The sequence below is a fragment of the Sphingobium sp. genome, assembly GCA_023266575.1.
In the GTDB taxonomy this organism is placed as follows: Bacteria; Pseudomonadota; Alphaproteobacteria; order Sphingomonadales; family Sphingomonadaceae; genus Sphingobium.
Map to the genome: position 1 here is coordinate 97,043 of JAHFPV010000006.1, position 15,242 is coordinate 112,284.

The 15,242-nt window shown below is 64.0% G+C and carries 13 protein-coding genes; 3 read left to right on the forward strand and 10 right to left on the reverse strand.

Annotated features, from left to right (window positions below; all coding sequences use genetic code 11):
- Positions 1-5: 5 nt before the first annotated feature.
- From Q0D44_RS08265 to Q0D44_RS08310, 10 genes are all read right to left on the reverse strand, one after another.
- Positions 6-923 carry a DNA-binding response regulator gene (locus tag Q0D44_RS08265; protein WP_294135230.1) on the reverse strand — a complete coding sequence of 306 codons (918 nt, stop codon included), beginning with the start codon at positions 921-923 and terminating at the stop codon, positions 6-8.
- Positions 920-4,279 carry an ATP-binding protein gene (locus Q0D44_RS08270; RefSeq protein ID WP_294135236.1) on the reverse strand — a complete coding sequence of 1,120 codons (3,360 nt, stop codon included), beginning with the start codon at positions 4,277-4,279 and terminating at the stop codon, positions 920-922. The genes Q0D44_RS08265 and Q0D44_RS08270 overlap by 4 nt, the downstream gene beginning before the upstream one ends.
- Complete coding sequence (ureG, locus tag Q0D44_RS08275; RefSeq protein WP_294135240.1) at positions 4,279-4,923, reverse strand: urease accessory protein UreG; 645 nt, start codon at positions 4,921-4,923, stop codon at positions 4,279-4,281. Before ureG ends, Q0D44_RS08270 begins: the two co-directional genes overlap by 1 nt.
- Entirely contained in the window at positions 4,920-5,645 is a 726-nt protein-coding gene (locus tag Q0D44_RS08280; RefSeq protein ID WP_294135245.1) for an urease accessory protein UreF, read from the reverse strand. The genes ureG and Q0D44_RS08280 overlap by 4 nt, the downstream gene beginning before the upstream one ends.
- Positions 5,590-6,060 carry an urease accessory protein UreE gene (ureE, locus tag Q0D44_RS08285; RefSeq protein WP_294135248.1) on the reverse strand — a complete coding sequence of 157 codons (471 nt, stop codon included), beginning with the start codon at positions 6,058-6,060 and terminating at the stop codon, positions 5,590-5,592. Before ureE ends, Q0D44_RS08280 begins: the two co-directional genes overlap by 56 nt.
- 139 nt (positions 6,061-6,199) lie before the next feature.
- On the reverse strand, positions 6,200-7,912 hold the full coding sequence (gene ureC, locus Q0D44_RS08290; protein ID WP_294135251.1) for an urease subunit alpha: 1,713 nt from the start codon (positions 7,910-7,912) through the stop codon (positions 6,200-6,202).
- Between the two features lie 127 nt (positions 7,913-8,039).
- On the reverse strand, positions 8,040-8,345 hold the full coding sequence (locus tag Q0D44_RS08295; RefSeq protein WP_294135254.1) for an urease subunit beta: 306 nt from the start codon (positions 8,343-8,345) through the stop codon (positions 8,040-8,042).
- A 42-nt stretch (positions 8,346-8,387) separates the two neighbouring features.
- Complete coding sequence (locus Q0D44_RS08300) at positions 8,388-8,690, reverse strand: urease subunit gamma (protein ID WP_294135257.1); 303 nt, start codon at positions 8,688-8,690, stop codon at positions 8,388-8,390.
- A 4-nt stretch (positions 8,691-8,694) separates the two neighbouring features.
- Positions 8,695-9,543 (reverse strand): urease accessory protein UreD, encoded by an 849-nt coding sequence (locus Q0D44_RS08305; RefSeq protein ID WP_294135260.1) that lies wholly within the window; start codon positions 9,541-9,543, stop codon positions 8,695-8,697.
- A 139-nt stretch (positions 9,544-9,682) separates the two neighbouring features.
- Positions 9,683-11,182, reverse strand: coding sequence for an agmatinase family protein (locus tag Q0D44_RS08310; RefSeq protein ID WP_294135263.1), 1,500 nt, complete (start codon positions 11,180-11,182; stop codon positions 9,683-9,685).
- A gap of 169 nt (positions 11,183-11,351) precedes the next feature.
- On the opposite strand from Q0D44_RS08310, the gene Q0D44_RS08315 reads away from it, so the two are divergent.
- From Q0D44_RS08315 to Q0D44_RS08325, 3 genes are all read left to right on the forward strand, one after another.
- Entirely contained in the window at positions 11,352-11,804 is a 453-nt protein-coding gene (locus Q0D44_RS08315; RefSeq protein WP_294135265.1) for a (2Fe-2S)-binding protein, read from the forward strand.
- Positions 11,801-13,984 carry a molybdopterin cofactor-binding domain-containing protein gene (locus Q0D44_RS08320; protein WP_294135267.1) on the forward strand — a complete coding sequence of 728 codons (2,184 nt, stop codon included), beginning with the start codon at positions 11,801-11,803 and terminating at the stop codon, positions 13,982-13,984. Before Q0D44_RS08315 ends, Q0D44_RS08320 begins: the two co-directional genes overlap by 4 nt.
- Positions 13,985-14,437: 453 nt before the next feature.
- The gene (locus tag Q0D44_RS08325; RefSeq protein WP_294135268.1) at positions 14,438-15,241 is read left to right on the forward strand and encodes a peptidylprolyl isomerase; all 804 of its coding nucleotides are present in this window, start codon (positions 14,438-14,440) and stop codon (positions 15,239-15,241) included.
- Position 15,242 lies beyond the last annotated feature (1 nt).

Sequence of the window (15,242 nt, forward strand, 5' to 3'; positions counted from 1 at the left end):
CGTGCCTATTGCGCGATGATCCTGACTGCGAAGGCTGCCGCCGCCGCCCGTGTCTCCACGCCCAATTTCTCGAAAATCTGCTCCAGATGCTTGTTCACGGTGCGCGGGCTGATCACCAATATCTCGCTGATCACGCGGTTGGGTTTGCCATAGCTGATCCATAGCAGCACTTCGGCTTCGCGCTGGGTCAGGGCGAAATGGCTTTGCAGCCGGGCAATGTCGGCCTGAGGGTCCAGATGATTGAGGCGGATGAGGGTTTCGCCTGCACGGGGGCGACCGACGATGATCAGTTCCACCGTGTCGCCACCGGGACTGTCGGTCTTGACCGTGGTGCCTGCGGGCAGATCGTCGGGCAGCAGGCGTCCGACCGGCGTCCGCAGCATCGCGGGCAGTGCGACGTCGGTGCGCGACCAGCCGGGTTCGAGCGCTTCCATGAGTTTGTCCGCGCCGGGCGTGCGCCACGACAGCGCGCCGTCGCTGCCGACCGCGATCAGGTTGCGGCCGGTCGCGTCGAGCGCATAATGCCCACCCTGCGTCTGGCGCGCATTGGCCATATGGACGCGGACGCGGGCAAGTAATTCCTCGACCACGATCGGCTTGCGCACATAATCGACGCCGCCCGCCTCCAGCGCATGGACGACATGCTCGCTTTCGGTAAGGCCGGTCATGAAGATGATGGGCACCGGCGCGCCGCGCGGCATCTGCTTGATCGCGCGGGTGGTTTCAAAGCCGTCAAGGCCGGGCATCACCGCATCCATCAGGATCAGGTCGGGCGTTACATGGGCCAGCAGTTCGAGCGCCGCTTCGCCGCTGGTGGCGATGAGGACGGAGATATTCGCGGCCTCCAGCGTGTCGGTCAGGAAACGGAGCGATTCCGGCGTATCGTCGACGACGAGGACGGTGTCGGCATGGGGTGTGGTCATTTGACGGCCCTTATGATTTTTATCAGCCCCTTAAGGTCGAAACGGTCGAGATGGGCAAGCATCCGGGCGACGAGCGGCTGGGCCTCCGGCACGGCCGCTTCGAGCGCGCGGATGCTCGATTCGATACCGCGCACATGGCCGATGATCGCCTTCTGCTCGATATCGGCCAGGATGGGCAGCGCGTCGTCTGGCAAGACAGGCACGTCAAACTCGTCGGGCGCTGGCGCAGGCGGCGGCGGGGCGTCGCCGGTCCAGCGGATGTGCAACTGATCGGCGATCGCGTCCAGCAGCGCGTCGAGATCGACCGGTTTCATCAGGAACATGTCATGCGCCGCCTGCCCGTCCCCGCCGCGATGATATTCATGGGCATTGGCCGACACCATGATGATCCGCACCGTCCCACCCAGTTTCGCGCGTAGCGCCCGGCTGATGTCCCAGCCGGATTCGCCGGGCATGGAGATATCGAGCAGGATGATGTCGGGCGCATCGCGGGCGGCAATCTCCAGCCCCGCGCGGCCGCTCAGCGCCTCCATGACGGTGAAGTCGAGCGGTTCGAGCAGCCCGCGCAGCACCGCGACCTGCGCCGGATCATCGTCGATCAGCAATATCTTGCGCCGGTCGCCGACATAGCCCGAAATCCGGTCCACCGGCGGCGCATCCTCGACCGGGTTGGCGACATGACCCAGCATCAGGCGGACTGTGAACTGCGTTCCGCGACCGGATTCACTGACGACGGACAGGTCGCCGCCCAATATCTGCACCAGCGCCTGGGTGATCGACAGGCCAAGGCCGATCCCTTTCTGACGCTGCGCATCCGGGTTGCTGCCGCGATCGAACGGGTCGAACACGCGCTTCAAATCATCGGGCGCGATACCGATGCCGGTGTCGATAATGTCGAAGGTCGCCATCTGGCTGCGATAGGCGACGCGGAAGGTGACGGAGCCGGTGCGGGTGAACTTGATCGCGTTGGACAGCAGGTTGATCAGGATTTGGCGTAGGCGTTTCTGGTCGGTGCGCACGAAATCGGGCAGCTGGTCGGGGCGCTCGAAGAGAAATTCGATGCCCTTCGACTGCGCCTGCGGTCGGAACATGTTGGCGATCTGGTCGACAAAGGGGGCCAGGCGCACGGTTTCGCTGCTGATGCGCAGCACACCGCTTTCGACCTGGCTGATGTCCAGCAGCCCTTCGACCAGATTGGTGAGATGTTCGGCGCTGCGGCGGATGATCTTGGCGGCTTCGACCGGGGCGATGTCATGGCCGCGTTCCATCAACTGGGCATAGCCATAGATGGAGTTGAGCGGCGATCGGATTTCATGGCTGACGCTGACGAGATAGCGGCTCTTGGCGGCATTGGCGGATTCGGCGGCTTCCTTCGCTTTTTGCAACTGCGTGCCAGTCACGTCATGGGCGATCACCTCTTCCATCAGCTTCTGCACATGATGCTCGCTTTCCTGCATAGCGGAGCGGCGGCTTTGATGGGCCAGCACGATCATCCAGGCGATGACCCCGCCGAACAGCGAAAAAAGCAGGAACAGCCCCAGCATCAGGCCGGACATTTCCGCCGCAATGTCCGGCATCCGGCGGCCGATCTGCCAGTTGATGCCGCCGAGCAGGGCGGCATTGGCAATGGTGATCGCGGCCATGACGGCGATGAAATGGCCGACCGGCGTATGGACGTAACGGGCTATGCGTTGCGGGAGCAGCCGTTCGAGCCAGCGCGCGGCCTGCTGCGTGGCGCGGCTGTCGCTTTTGCAGCGGTCGTGGCACCGCGCCTCCAGCGTGCAGCAGAGCGAGCAGATCGGCGCGGCAAACATGGGGCAATGCGCCATATCGACCGGCTGGAAGCTGTTTTCGCAGATGATGCAGGTCTTGATGTCGTCCCCCTCCGTCACCTCGGCACGGCGGGCGATATAATAGCGGCCATGGGTGAGCAGAGCGATCAGTGGTGCCGCCATGAAGGCGACCGCCATACCAACGACGGGCGCGAAGGCCTGCGCCACATCGCCCAGCAGGCCCAGATGCGCGCTGCCCGATATCAGGATCGACAAGAGCATCGCGCCGATGCCAACCGGATTGATGTCATAGAGGTGTGCGCGCTTGAATTCGATTCCGGCGGGGGAAAGGCCGAGCGGCTTGGAGATCATGAGATCGGCGGCTAGCGCCCCGATCCAGCCTGCCGCAGCGGTGGCGTAGAGGATCAATATCGCCTCGATCGCGTCGAAAATGCCGACTTCCATCAGCAATAGTGCGAGCAATACGTTGAAGATCAGCCATACGACGCGGCCGGGATGGCTGTGGGTCAGGCGAGCGAAGAAATTGGACCAGGCGATCGAGCCGGCATAGGCGTTGGTGACATTGATCTTCAATTGGCAGACGATCACGAACAGCCCGGTGATGACGAGCGACAGTCCTGCATGGCCCGACATGGCGGTGAAGATCGCGTGGAACATGGCCGTCGGGTTGGAGGCGTCACTGGCCAAAGCCGCGCCGCCGATCAGATAATGGGCGAGCCAGGAGCCAAGCAGCAGCTTCATGCCGCCGATCAGTGTCCAGCCCGGTCCGCCCGCCAGCATCGCCGCCCACCATTTGCCCTTGCCGATCTTTTTGGCGCTGGGGAGGAAGCGCAGATAATCCGCCTGCTCGCCGATCTGGGGGAGAAGCGAGAGGAGGGTGGAAAGCGCGAAGCCGAAACAAAGCAGGCTGACGCTGCCATCTTTCGCGCCCAACTGGCCGGTGAAGCGGGACCATTCCGCAAGCGCCGTCGGGCCGGACCAGATGATATAGGCAATGGGCGCGATTTGCAGCGCGATCCAGATGCCCTGCGTCGCGTTCTGGAACCGTGTGATGGCGCTCATGCCGTAGAGGGCAATGGGGATCACCACCAGCGCGCTTACCAGATAGGCGATGCTCATCGCCATGCCTGTCATCGCGGTCAGCGCGACCGCCATGATCGTCGCTTCGACCGAGAAGAGCAGGAAGGTGAAGCTGGCGTAGATCAAGGAGGTGAGGGTGGAGCCAAGATAGCCGAACCCCGCGCCGCGTGTCAGCAGGTCGATGTCCAGCCCATGCTTTGCAGCATGATAGGCGATTGGCAGGCCGATGATGAACATAAGCGCGACGGCGGCAGCGATGGCCGCGACGCTGTTGGCAAAGCCATAGGTGAGCGTAATCGACGCGCCGATCGCTTCGCAGGCCAGAAAGGCAGTCGCGCCGATAGCGGTATTGGCGACCTGCCCCGCCGACCAGCGCCGGGCGCTGTCGGCGGTGTAGCGCAGGGCATAATCCTCCAATGTCTGGCTGGCGACCCATTTATTGTAGAGCCGCTTTTCGCGCAGGACATAGGCGGCGCGATCCATCAGATCGCGGCAGGGAAGGGGCGCAGGCCGCCGGTCGCCACGATGAAGTCGATGACCGCTTGCAGCCCGATATTGTCCTTGAGGTTGGTGAACAGGAAGGGGCGCTCCCCGCGCATCTTCTTCGCGTCACGGTCCATCACGCCCAGATCCGCGCCGACCAGCGGAGCCAGGTCGATCTTGTTGATCAGCAGCAGGTCGGACCGGGTGATGCCGGGGCCGCCCTTGCGCGGAATCTTGTCGCCCGCCGACACGTCGATGACATAGATGGTGATGTCGGCCAGTTCGGGCGAGAATGTCGCGGCCAGATTGTCGCCGCCGCTTTCGATGAAGATGAGTTCCAGGCCGGGAAATTTGCGGTGCATCGTATCGACGGCGGCCAGATTGATGCTGGCATCCTCGCGGATCGCGGTGTGCGGGCAGCCGCCGGTTTCCACGCCCATGATCCGTTCAGGCACCAGCGCGCCGGATCGGGTGAGAAACTCCGCATCCTCGCGGGTGTAAATGTCATTGGTGATGGCCGCGATATTATAATGGTCGCGCATCGCCTTGCACAGCCGGTCGGTCAGCGCGGTCTTGCCGGAGCCGACCGGGCCGCCAATGCCGATGCGCAGGGGACCGTTATGACCAGAAGAAACCGGATTCATGATCGGAACAACCTTGTATAAAGTGTTTCGTGGGAAAGGCTGGCGAGTTCAAGGTCTGGTGCGGCGGTGCCGAGATCGTCGAGCGGCGTGTGGAGCGCCTTCTCTACAATGGCGGGAATGGCATGGGATAGCGCGGCGAGCGCCAACTGGCCATCGGTCTGGCCCAATGGCACGAGCCGCACGCCCGCCGAGACGAGATTGGCGGCGGTCGCGTGCAGCCAGCCGTGCAGCGCCGGTTCCAGCGGTATGTTGTGTACGGCGCAGGCCAGCGCCATGACGGTGGCATGGGCGATGGGGTCATCGCCGTTGCGTGCCGCGAAAGAGTCGAGTGCGGGGTGCGGCCATGCCCGCCGCGTGACCGACAGGAAGGAGCCACCCTGCTGGCGGCTTTCGAGCGCGGTTTCGCTGCTGCCGCGAAAAGCGGCGGCGAGTTCGGACAAGGCATCGAACGCAGCGTCATCCTGCGCAGCGCGGTGGGCGTGAACGAACAGCACGGCATCGATCCAGCCGCCGCCCCGCGCCAGCACCGCCTCGACATAGGCGGTGACATGGCCAGCGGTAGTGATGCGGCCATCCTCGACTGCGGTTTCCAGTCCATGGCTGTAGGTGAAACTGCCCACCGGATAGGAGGGCGAGGTCCAGGCCAGCAGGCGGTGAAGCGCGGCGTCAGCCAGCATGGTGGTCGTGCGCGTGATGATGATGGCCGCCGCCAGAATAAGCACCGCCCTCCGGCGTGAAGGGGGCGTGGATTTTCGTGACGGTCGCGCCCAGCCCCTCCAGCATGGCGTTGATGACATGGTCGTCGCGCAGACGGATGGCATGGGGGTGCAGTTCGGCGGGCAGATGCCGGTTGCCGATATGCCAGGCAAGGCGGATCATCGCGGACGGGTCTGCGGCGGTGACCTCGACCAGCGCTTCGGGCGCGGCGAGGATTTCGACCAGCCGCCCGTCGGACAGTTGCACCGCATCGCCATGATTCAGCACCGTCGCACGAGCCAGGTCGAGCAGGAACAGCGTACCATGGTCGGCGGTGTAGACCCAGCGGCGGCGGTGGCGCGCGTCATGATCCAGCATGATATGGTCGGCGGCAGGGCCGGACCAGTGGCCGTGGGGGATGACGTCATGGGCGGTCAGCATGTTACGTTTCTTTCGTAACCAATCTCGTCATCCCCGCGCAGGCGGGGATCCATCTCCGGCCCTTGCCCTAGATGAGAGGTTGGGAGATGGGTTCCCGCCTGCGCGGGAATGACGATGGTAAGGAGAAGGTTCTGAGCCATCAAAACAGGAAATATCTCTGAGCAAACGGCAATACAGTCGCCGGTTCGCATGTCAGTAACTCGCCATCGGCCCGCACCTCATAGGTTTCGGGATCGACCTGAATGTCGGGCATCGCGTCGTTCAAAACCATCGACGCCTTGCCGATCCCCCCGCGCGTGTTGCGTACCGCCTCCAATGGCCGCGCCAGTTGCAGCCGTTCACCGATCCCGTCCGCTATCCCCGCCGCCGATACGAAATGCACCGCCGACATTGCGCCCGCTCGGCCCATGCTGCCGAACATCGGGCGGTAATGGACCGGCTGGGGCGTCGGGATGCTGGCATTGGGATCGCCCATCGGTGCGGTCGCGATGCTGCCGCCCTTGATCACCAGATCGGGCTTTACCGCGAAAAAGGCAGGGGACCACAGCACCAGATCGGCCAGCTTCCCCACCGCGATCGAGCCGACGATATGGCTGATGCCATGGGCGATGGCCGGGTTAATCGTATATTTGGCAATATAGCGTTTGGCGCGGAAATTGTCGCTGTCGGCGTCGTCCGATCCCAACGACCCGCGCTGCTGCTTCATCTTGTCGGCACTCTGCCAGCAGCGGATGATCGTCTCCCCCACCCGCCCCATCGCCTGGCTGTCCGACGACATCATCGAGAAGGCACCAAGGTCGTGGAGAATATCCTCCGCCGCGATCGTCTCCTTGCGGATGCGGCTGTCGGCGAAGGCGACGTCCTCGGCGATGCGGGGGTCGAGATGGTGACAGACCATCAGCATGTCGAGATGTTCCTCGATCGTGTTGACGGTATAGGGCCGGGTCGGGTTGGTGGAGGAGGGCAGGACGTTGGGCAGGCCCGCCAGCTTGATGATGTCGGGCGCATGACCGCCGCCCGCACCCTCGGTGTGGAAGGCGTGGATGGTACGCCCCTTGAACGCGCCGATCGTGCTTTCGACGAAGCCGGCTTCGTTCAGCGTATCGGTATGGATCGCGACCTGAATATCAAACTCGTCCGCGACCGACAGGCAGCAGTCGATCGCGGCAGGGGTGGTCCCCCAATCCTCGTGCAGCTTCAGGCCACACGCCCCCGCGTGGATCATTTCGACCAGCGCGGCAGGCTGGCTGGCATTGCCCTTGCCCATCAGCCCGAAATTCATCGGCATGGTTTCCAACGCTTGCAACATGCGTCCGATATGCCAGCCGCCCGGCGTGCAGGTCGTCGCCAGCGTGCCATGCGCCGGGCCGGTGCCGCCACCCAGCATGGTGGTGATGCCTGCGTTGAGCGCTTCCTCCACCTGTTGCGGGCAGATGAAATGGATATGCGCGTCGATGCCACCGGCGGTCAGGATACGGCCTTCGCCTGCGACAATCTCCGTACCGGGACCGATGGGAATGGTGACGCCGGGCTGGACGTCCGGGTTGCCCGCCTTGCCGATCGCGGCGATGCGGCCATCGCGGATCGATACGTCCGCCTTGATAATCCCCCAATGGTCGAGGATCAGCGCGTTGGTGATGACTGTGTCGGGCGCGCCGTCCGCGCGGCTCATCTGGCTTTGCCCCATGCCGTCGCGGATCACCTTGCCGCCCCCAAACTTCACCTCCTCGCCATAGACAGTCAGGTCGTCCTCGACCCGGATGAGGAGGGAGGAGTCGCCCAGCCGCACCCGGTCGCCGGTGGTCGGGCCGAACATCCCGGCATAGGCGCGGCGAGGGATGATTACGGGCATAATGCTTCCTTCTTCCCCGTTCGGGCTGAGCGAAGTCGAAGCCTTCTACTGAGCGGAGCGAAGTGGCTTCGCTTCGCGCTGCCGACCCCTTCGACTTCGCTCAAGGCGAACGGAGAGAGAGACGTTCTCACAATTCCCCCATCACATCACCGCGAAAACCGATGACGATCCTGTCCCCCGCATAAGGGATGAGTTGGACGTCCCGGCTCTGCCCCGGCTCGAAACGGACGGCGGTGCCGGACGCAATATCCAGCCGATAGCCGCGCGCTGCGTCGCGATCGAACAGGAGGGCAGGGTTCGTCTCGGCGAAATGATAATGGCTGCCGACCTGGATCGGCCGGTCGCCGCTATTGGCGACGGTCAGGCTGATCGGCACCCGCCCTGCGTTCAGGACGATGTCGCCAGCGGCGGGGATGATTTCGCCGGGGATCATGCGTTCAACGCCCACAACCGAACGGAGGTTTATGAACGCCGCTCACCGGATCGGCCGATGCACGGTGACGAGCTTGGTCCCATCCGGGAAGGTCGCCTCCACCTGAATGTCGTGGATCATCTCGGCGATACCCTCCATCACCTGATCGCGAGTCAGGACATGGCCGCCGCTGGCCATCAGCGTCGCGACCGACTGGCCGTCGCGTGCGCCCTCCACCACATGGTCGGTGATCAGGGCGATCGCTTCGGGATGGTTCAGCTTCACCCCGCGCGCCAGCCTCTGCCGCGCAACCATGGCGGCCATCGCGACCAGCAATTTATCCTTTTCGCGCGGCGTCAGGTTCATGGGCTTAACAATAGCAGATTGTGGGCATGGAGGGCGACAGTCCGAATATCGCCGCGCGCAACACGCCTGCCGCACGCATCACATCCTTGCGCAGCGCTTGCGCGTCGTTGCGGGTCAGCCGCAGGATCAGCAAGCCGTCAAAGCTGGTCGCGCCACCGGTCGGTGCGTCGACCAAAGTGCGGGCCAGATCGAGATAGTCGGCGGCATCCGGCCCGGCATAGACCAATGTGGCAATCGCGGTCGCATCGCCAAACCCAAAGGGCGCGCGACCTTGTGACGCAAAATCGCCCTCGACATGCAGTGCATCCGCCCAGACCAGCCGCCCGCCCCGGCGGATGCGCCAGCTGTCGTGGATCAGCCCGCTTTGATAACTTTCCCCCATGGCGCTGCGCCCCAGCACCAGCATCTCCATTGCCAACATGCGCGCGTCGGGGGCCATGTCGGCCTCCAGTGTGCGGCGCATCTTGCTGCGGTCGAACAGGATCGCTTCCTGCGCCAGCCATTCGCAGGTCGCGCCCGCGCCGATACTGATGCGGGTTTCGATGCGGGTGGGTTCGTCCTCGTCCAGCGCGCGGTAGAGTTTCTCCGCCGCCTGCGGCACGATCGTCGCGCCCACCCCCGGATCGACGATGATGTCGAGCGCCAGCCGGTCCCCCCCGGTCAGACCGCCGCAGGTAGTCACAGTGACGGCCAGCGGAAAATCACCCTCCCGCCCTTGCGGAAACAGCAGCCGGGCCGGTGCGACCTGCATCATGTCGCGAATACCGCGCGCCCCGAACGCCACCATGGCGCGGCCATCGACGCGCTGGTGCCGGGACTTGGGCGGCACGGTGATGGCGCGTTGCAGGGTCATGGACTCCATCTGATCAGGCGCGGCAGGTCACGACATGGGGCATATGACGTATGGAACGAAAGGGCGGCTCTGGCCCGCCATCAACCGGTCTCATTGAGCGAAGTGTTCCCGTCTGCGTGGGAACACGCTGCGCCAAGACTCAGGTCGTTGGACGCCGCCGCCCGCCCCGCCCGTAACCCGGATCGACCTTCTCGGTCTTGCCCTCCTTCGCGGCTTTCTCGCCATAGCCCGGCTGGCCATGTTCGGTCGTCAGGTCGGACAGATAGCCCACCTGTTTGATCCCCTTCTTGCGCATCGCTACCCCGGTCAGGCAGGCGTGCATGATGAAATTGGCGTTCAAGGCGCTGCGATAGGTCGGGTCCAGCACGGGGGCGAGTTCGACGATCTCGAAGCCCACCAGCTCATTTTCCGCGCACAGCCGTCGCACGATCGGGATCGCTTCGCGCATGGTCAGTCCGCCCGGAACCGGCGTGCCGGTGCCGGGAATGAAGGCCGGGTCCAGCACATCGACGTCGAACGAGATAAAGATTTTCTTGCCGCTTTCCCGCGCTTCCTTCAGCGCCCGCTCCATGGTGGCGGCCCAGCCATCTTTCTCGATTTCCGGCATCGCGTGATAACGTACGCCATTGTCGCGCATCCATTCAAAGCCTTCCTTTTCCGGCCACGGCCCACGCAGCCCGACCTGGATATAGTTTTTGCCCTGGACATGGCCTTCCTTGACCGCGCGATAGACCGGGGCGCCATGGGTGATGAAATGGACCCCGCCCTTGCCTGCGTCATAGTGGGAATCAAAATGAACCACGCCAAAACTGCCCTTGCCATGGACGTCGGCCAGCCCCGCCACATCGCTATATTCCAGGCTATGGTCGCCCCCGACGATGAAAGGCAGCGCGCCGGTGCGGGCAATTTCCGCCACCCGCTCGCGGACATGAGCGACGGAGCGTTCGGTCGACATATTGTCGATCGCGATGTCGCCATAATCGACGATCTTCAGCTCCTTCGACGGATCGACCATGGTGAACATGTCGATGCCGCCCGCGCCATATTGGGTCCGCATCGCCGACGGCCCGCCCTTCGCCCCGCGATAGCCCGATCCCATGTCCAGCGGCGCGCCGACGATCGCCACGTCCACCTTGCCCGCAACCAGATCTTCGGGGAAGATCGCGACCGGCGCACCGGCAAAGGTCGCGATGCCGCCGCCATAGACGCCGCCACCGCCCATGCTGTGGGCATAATAGCTTAGAGAAAATGGCCCGGCCTCGCGCTTGGGGTCCAGCCCGTCGGGGCGGCGCAGCTTCCAGCCGTTGAAATCCTCATTGTCGGTGTCGAGCGGGATCGCGGCCATATCGGTCTTGGCGTTGAACTTGGACGCCTCGACCGCCGCCATCATCCCTTCGATATAGGCGTCGATTTCCTGCGGAGTCTTGGTCTGCAGCCGCTCGAACAATTTGTCGTAGGAACCGGCAAACATTTCGGCCGGGTCGGAAATCAGGAAATCGCGCTTGGCCTTGGACAGTCCCTTGATCTTGGCTTCCAGCGCGGCGGGGATTGCGGGCTTGTCCGATTGGGCGATCACCGCCGCTGATGAAATCACCGTCGCAGCCAGCAGCGCGCCCAGTGCCATGCGTTTGAACGTCATACAGTCCTGCCCCCGATGCCTGTGTCGCGCCAAAGGCTAGAGCGCGATTCATGCGCGACCAATGGGGCGATTGACGTAGCTTTGCGCGGGACGCCGTAGCACTGAACCGACTGGACAGATGCCTGCCGATCAGCCTCTAATGCGGGTGATACAGTCTAAGGTGGGCGAGATGGCGATCAGTCTGACGGTAAATGGAGCCAAGCGGCAGGTGGAGGTCGATTCGGCCAAGCCGTTGCTGTGGGTATTGCGCGAGGATCTCGACCTGGTCGGCACCAAGTTCGGCTGCGGCGCGGGCCTGTGCGGGGCCTGCACCGTCCATGTCGACGGGCAGGCGGTGCGATCCTGCCAGACCCTGCTGGGCGATGTGAAGGGCGCGGCGATCACCACGATCGAGGGCGCGGCCGCCACCGATGTCGGCAAGCGCATTGCTGCCAGCTGGATCGCGCAGGACGTGCCGCAATGCGGCTATTGCCAGGCTGGGCAGATCATGAGCGCCACCGCTTTGCTCAGCCAGACGCCCAGACCGACCGACGAGGATATTGACGCCGCGATGATCGGCAATCTGTGCCGCTGCTCCACCTATGTCCGCATCCGCGCCGCGATCAAGGCAGCCGTCGCATGAGCGCCGCGACCCTCTCCCGCCGGGCCTTCATCTCCGCCTCGCTGATCGCTGGCGGCGGTTTGCTGTTCGACCTCACCGTGCCGATGGCGCTGGCGGCGGACGGCAGCCCGGTCATCCTCAACGCCTTCATCCGCATCCTGCCCGATAATCGCGTCATCATCGGCGCGAAAAATGCCGAGATTGGCCAGGGTGCCAAGACGATGCTGCCGATGCTGATCGCCGAGGAACTGGACGTCGACTGGGCGCAGGTCAGCATCGAACAGACCCATGCCGACGTCAAGATTTTCGGCGGCCAGAGCGCAGGCGGCAGCCGCACGACCCCGCGCGAATGGCTGCCCACGCGGCAGGCGGGCGCAGCGGCGCGGGCGATGCTGGTCGCCGCCGCAGCGGCGCAATGGGGCGTTGCCGCAGACACGCTGACGACGGACAGCGGCAAGGTGACCGATCCCAAGACGGGCAAGTCAATCCCCTACGCCGCGCTCGCCACCGCCGCCGCAAAGCTCACCCCGCCCGATCCTGCGACGCTCACCCTGAAAGACCCGGCCGGCTTCCGCATCATCGGCCAGTCAATCGGCGGCGTCGATACTCCCGCCATCGTCTCGGGCAAGCCGCTGTTCGGCATCGATTTCAAGCTGCCGGACATGCTCTATGCCGTGCTGGAAACCTGCCCGGCGTTCGGCGGCACCTTCAAATCGGCCAATCTGGACTCGGTCCGCGCGCTGCCCGGCATCGCCCATGTGCTGACGATCAAGGGCGATGGCACGCCCGAATCGGGCTTTGACGGGGTCGCCATCCTCGCCAAGAGCTGGTGGACCGCCAATCAGGCGCGCGAGACGCTGAAAGTCGAATGGGACGATAGCGCGGTCACCGGTTTTTCGACGCAGGACTATGCCGCGCAGGCGGCCACCCGCGCGAAGGGCAAATCGGATGGCGACATTGTGCGTACCGGCAATATCGATACGGTATTCGCGTCGGCGGGCAAGGTCGTGACTGCCGATTACAGCTATCCCTTCCTCGCCCACGCCACGCTGGAACCGCAAAATTGCACCGCCCTTTTCAAGGATGGTTCCATCGAGATTTGGGCGCCGACCCAGAACCCGGAAAGCGGGCGCGGGCTTGTGGCCAAGGCGCTCAATCTGCCGCCGGAGAAAATCCGCATCAATTTCACGCGCATCGGGGGCGGGTTCGGGCGGCGGCTGATGAACGATTATATGGTGCAGGCGGCGCTTGTCGCCGCGCAGGTGCCGGGCGTGCCGGTCAAACTGCTCTTCTCCCGCGCCGACGACATGCGCCGCGATTTCTATCGCCCGGCGGGGTGGCACGGCTTCCGCGCGGCGCTGGACAAGAGCGGCGCGCTGACTGCCTTCCACGATCATTTCATCACCTTCGGCAAGGATGGCAAGCCGGTGCGGTCGGCCGAATTGTCGCCCGGCGAATTGCCCGCGGGCCTTCTGGACAATGTGCTGCTGGAACAAAGCTTCCTGGCGACCAACATGCCCACAGGCTGGCTGCGCGCGCCCGGCTCCAATGCGCTGGCCTTCGTCTATCAGGCCTTCATGGATGAGGTCGCGGTGGCGGCGGGCAAGGATCTGCCAACGCTCATGCTCGAACTCCTGTCCAAAACTGCGCAGGTCAGCCAGGGTGCCAATCGCCCCCCCTTCGTCACCGCGCGCGCCAAGGGCGTGATCGAAAAGGCGCTGGCCATGAGCGGCTGGGCGAACCGCAAGGCGCTGCCAAAAGGGCAGGGCAAGGGCTTTGCCTTCTATTACAGCCATGCCGGCTATTTCGCTGAGGTGCTGGAGGTGGCGGTCGCCGACGGCGTGCCGAAGGTCAAAAATGTCTGGGTCGCGGGCGATGTCGGCAGCCATATCATCAACCCGATCAATGCGCTGCATCAGGTGCAGGGATCGGTGATCGAAGGGTTGGGACAGGCGCTCGCTGGACAGGTCATCACTCAGGTCGCAGGCGCGATCGAGCAGGCCAATTTCGACACCCACCCGCTCCAGCGCATCCCCGACACGCCCACCATCCACGTCGAATTCGTCAAGACCGATTACCCGCCCACCGGCCTTGGCGAACCCGCGCTGCCCCCGGTCATCCCCGCTTTGGTCAACGCCATCCACGCTGCGACGGGCAAACGCATAAGATCGCTCCCGGTCACGGCGGAGATGCTGGCGTAACGCGACATCCTTTGAGCGGGAAGCATGGAAGATAGCGTGGCGTTTTTAACTCCCGTCATCTCGGACTTGATCCGGGATCCATTCACGCAACCTTTGCGCATTTTGCGCAGAGGTAGAGCCAATGGATCCTGACTTCCGTCAGGATGACGGCGTCGATAATTGGCGGATGGCGATCAGAAGCGAACCTTGATCCCGGTCCCGATAGCAGGAGGGGAATAAGTTCCGACCTTGCCTCCCATCATCACCCTTCCAATGCAGGATTTCCTCTGTTCTACTTGATCGGATGGACCAGCCATCCTCCGCCTCGCCAGCCGTAACTCACCTGTCGTGCCGCCGCCGCATAGCTCTGCCCCCAACCCATGCGTCATTTGACGTAGAGGGACGCATCCATCGCCTCGTCATAACCGGCATCGACGCCTGCCTGTCGGGTGCATGTGAAAGGGTGTTGCGCTGATGCGCCGACTGGTTGCCATGTTGCGCGGGATCGCCGCCCGCGATCCGTTCATCGTCTTTCTGGCCGTGGCGGGGGCGATCTTCCTGCTCTACTGGGCGGTCACCGCCCGGCGCGACACGATAGAGGTGCCGCGATCGGTGCAGCAAAGCCTGTCCGACGATTATGCGATGATGGCGGGCAAGGCACCCGACGCGGCCGCCAAAGCCAAACTTATTCACGATTATATCGCCGACGAACTGCTGTTCCGTGAAGCGGTGGATCGTGGGATGCACATGACCGACAAGACCACCAAGCAGCGGCTGATCGACCGCGTCCGCTTCCTCATCGCCGGTGCGCCACCCGAACCGAGCGAAGATCAACTGATCGGCTATTATGCCACCCATCGCGACCTCTATCGCGCCGAACCGCGCCTGTCGCTTACCCATGTGTTTTTCGAGAAGGCGCCTGCCAATGCCCCGGCGCTGCTGGCACGGCTGCAATCGGGCGGGACGGTCAAGGGCGATGATTTCTGGATGGGGCATGACCTGCCCGATTATGGCGTCTCAATGCTGCGCGGCATGTTCGGTGCGCCCTTCCTTGACGCGGTGAACAAGGCGCCGACCGGCGCATGGATCGGCCCGCTCCGCTCGACCCGCGGCTGGCATTTCGCGCGGGTGCGGGACCGGGGCGCCGCAGCGATGCTCCCCTATCCGGCGGTGCGCGATCAGGTGAAGCAGGATTATCTGGCGGCGGAAACCGGCACGCGGGTGGACAAGGAAGTCGCCCGGCTGGAGGATCGCTATCATATCCGGGTGGAGCCATAAT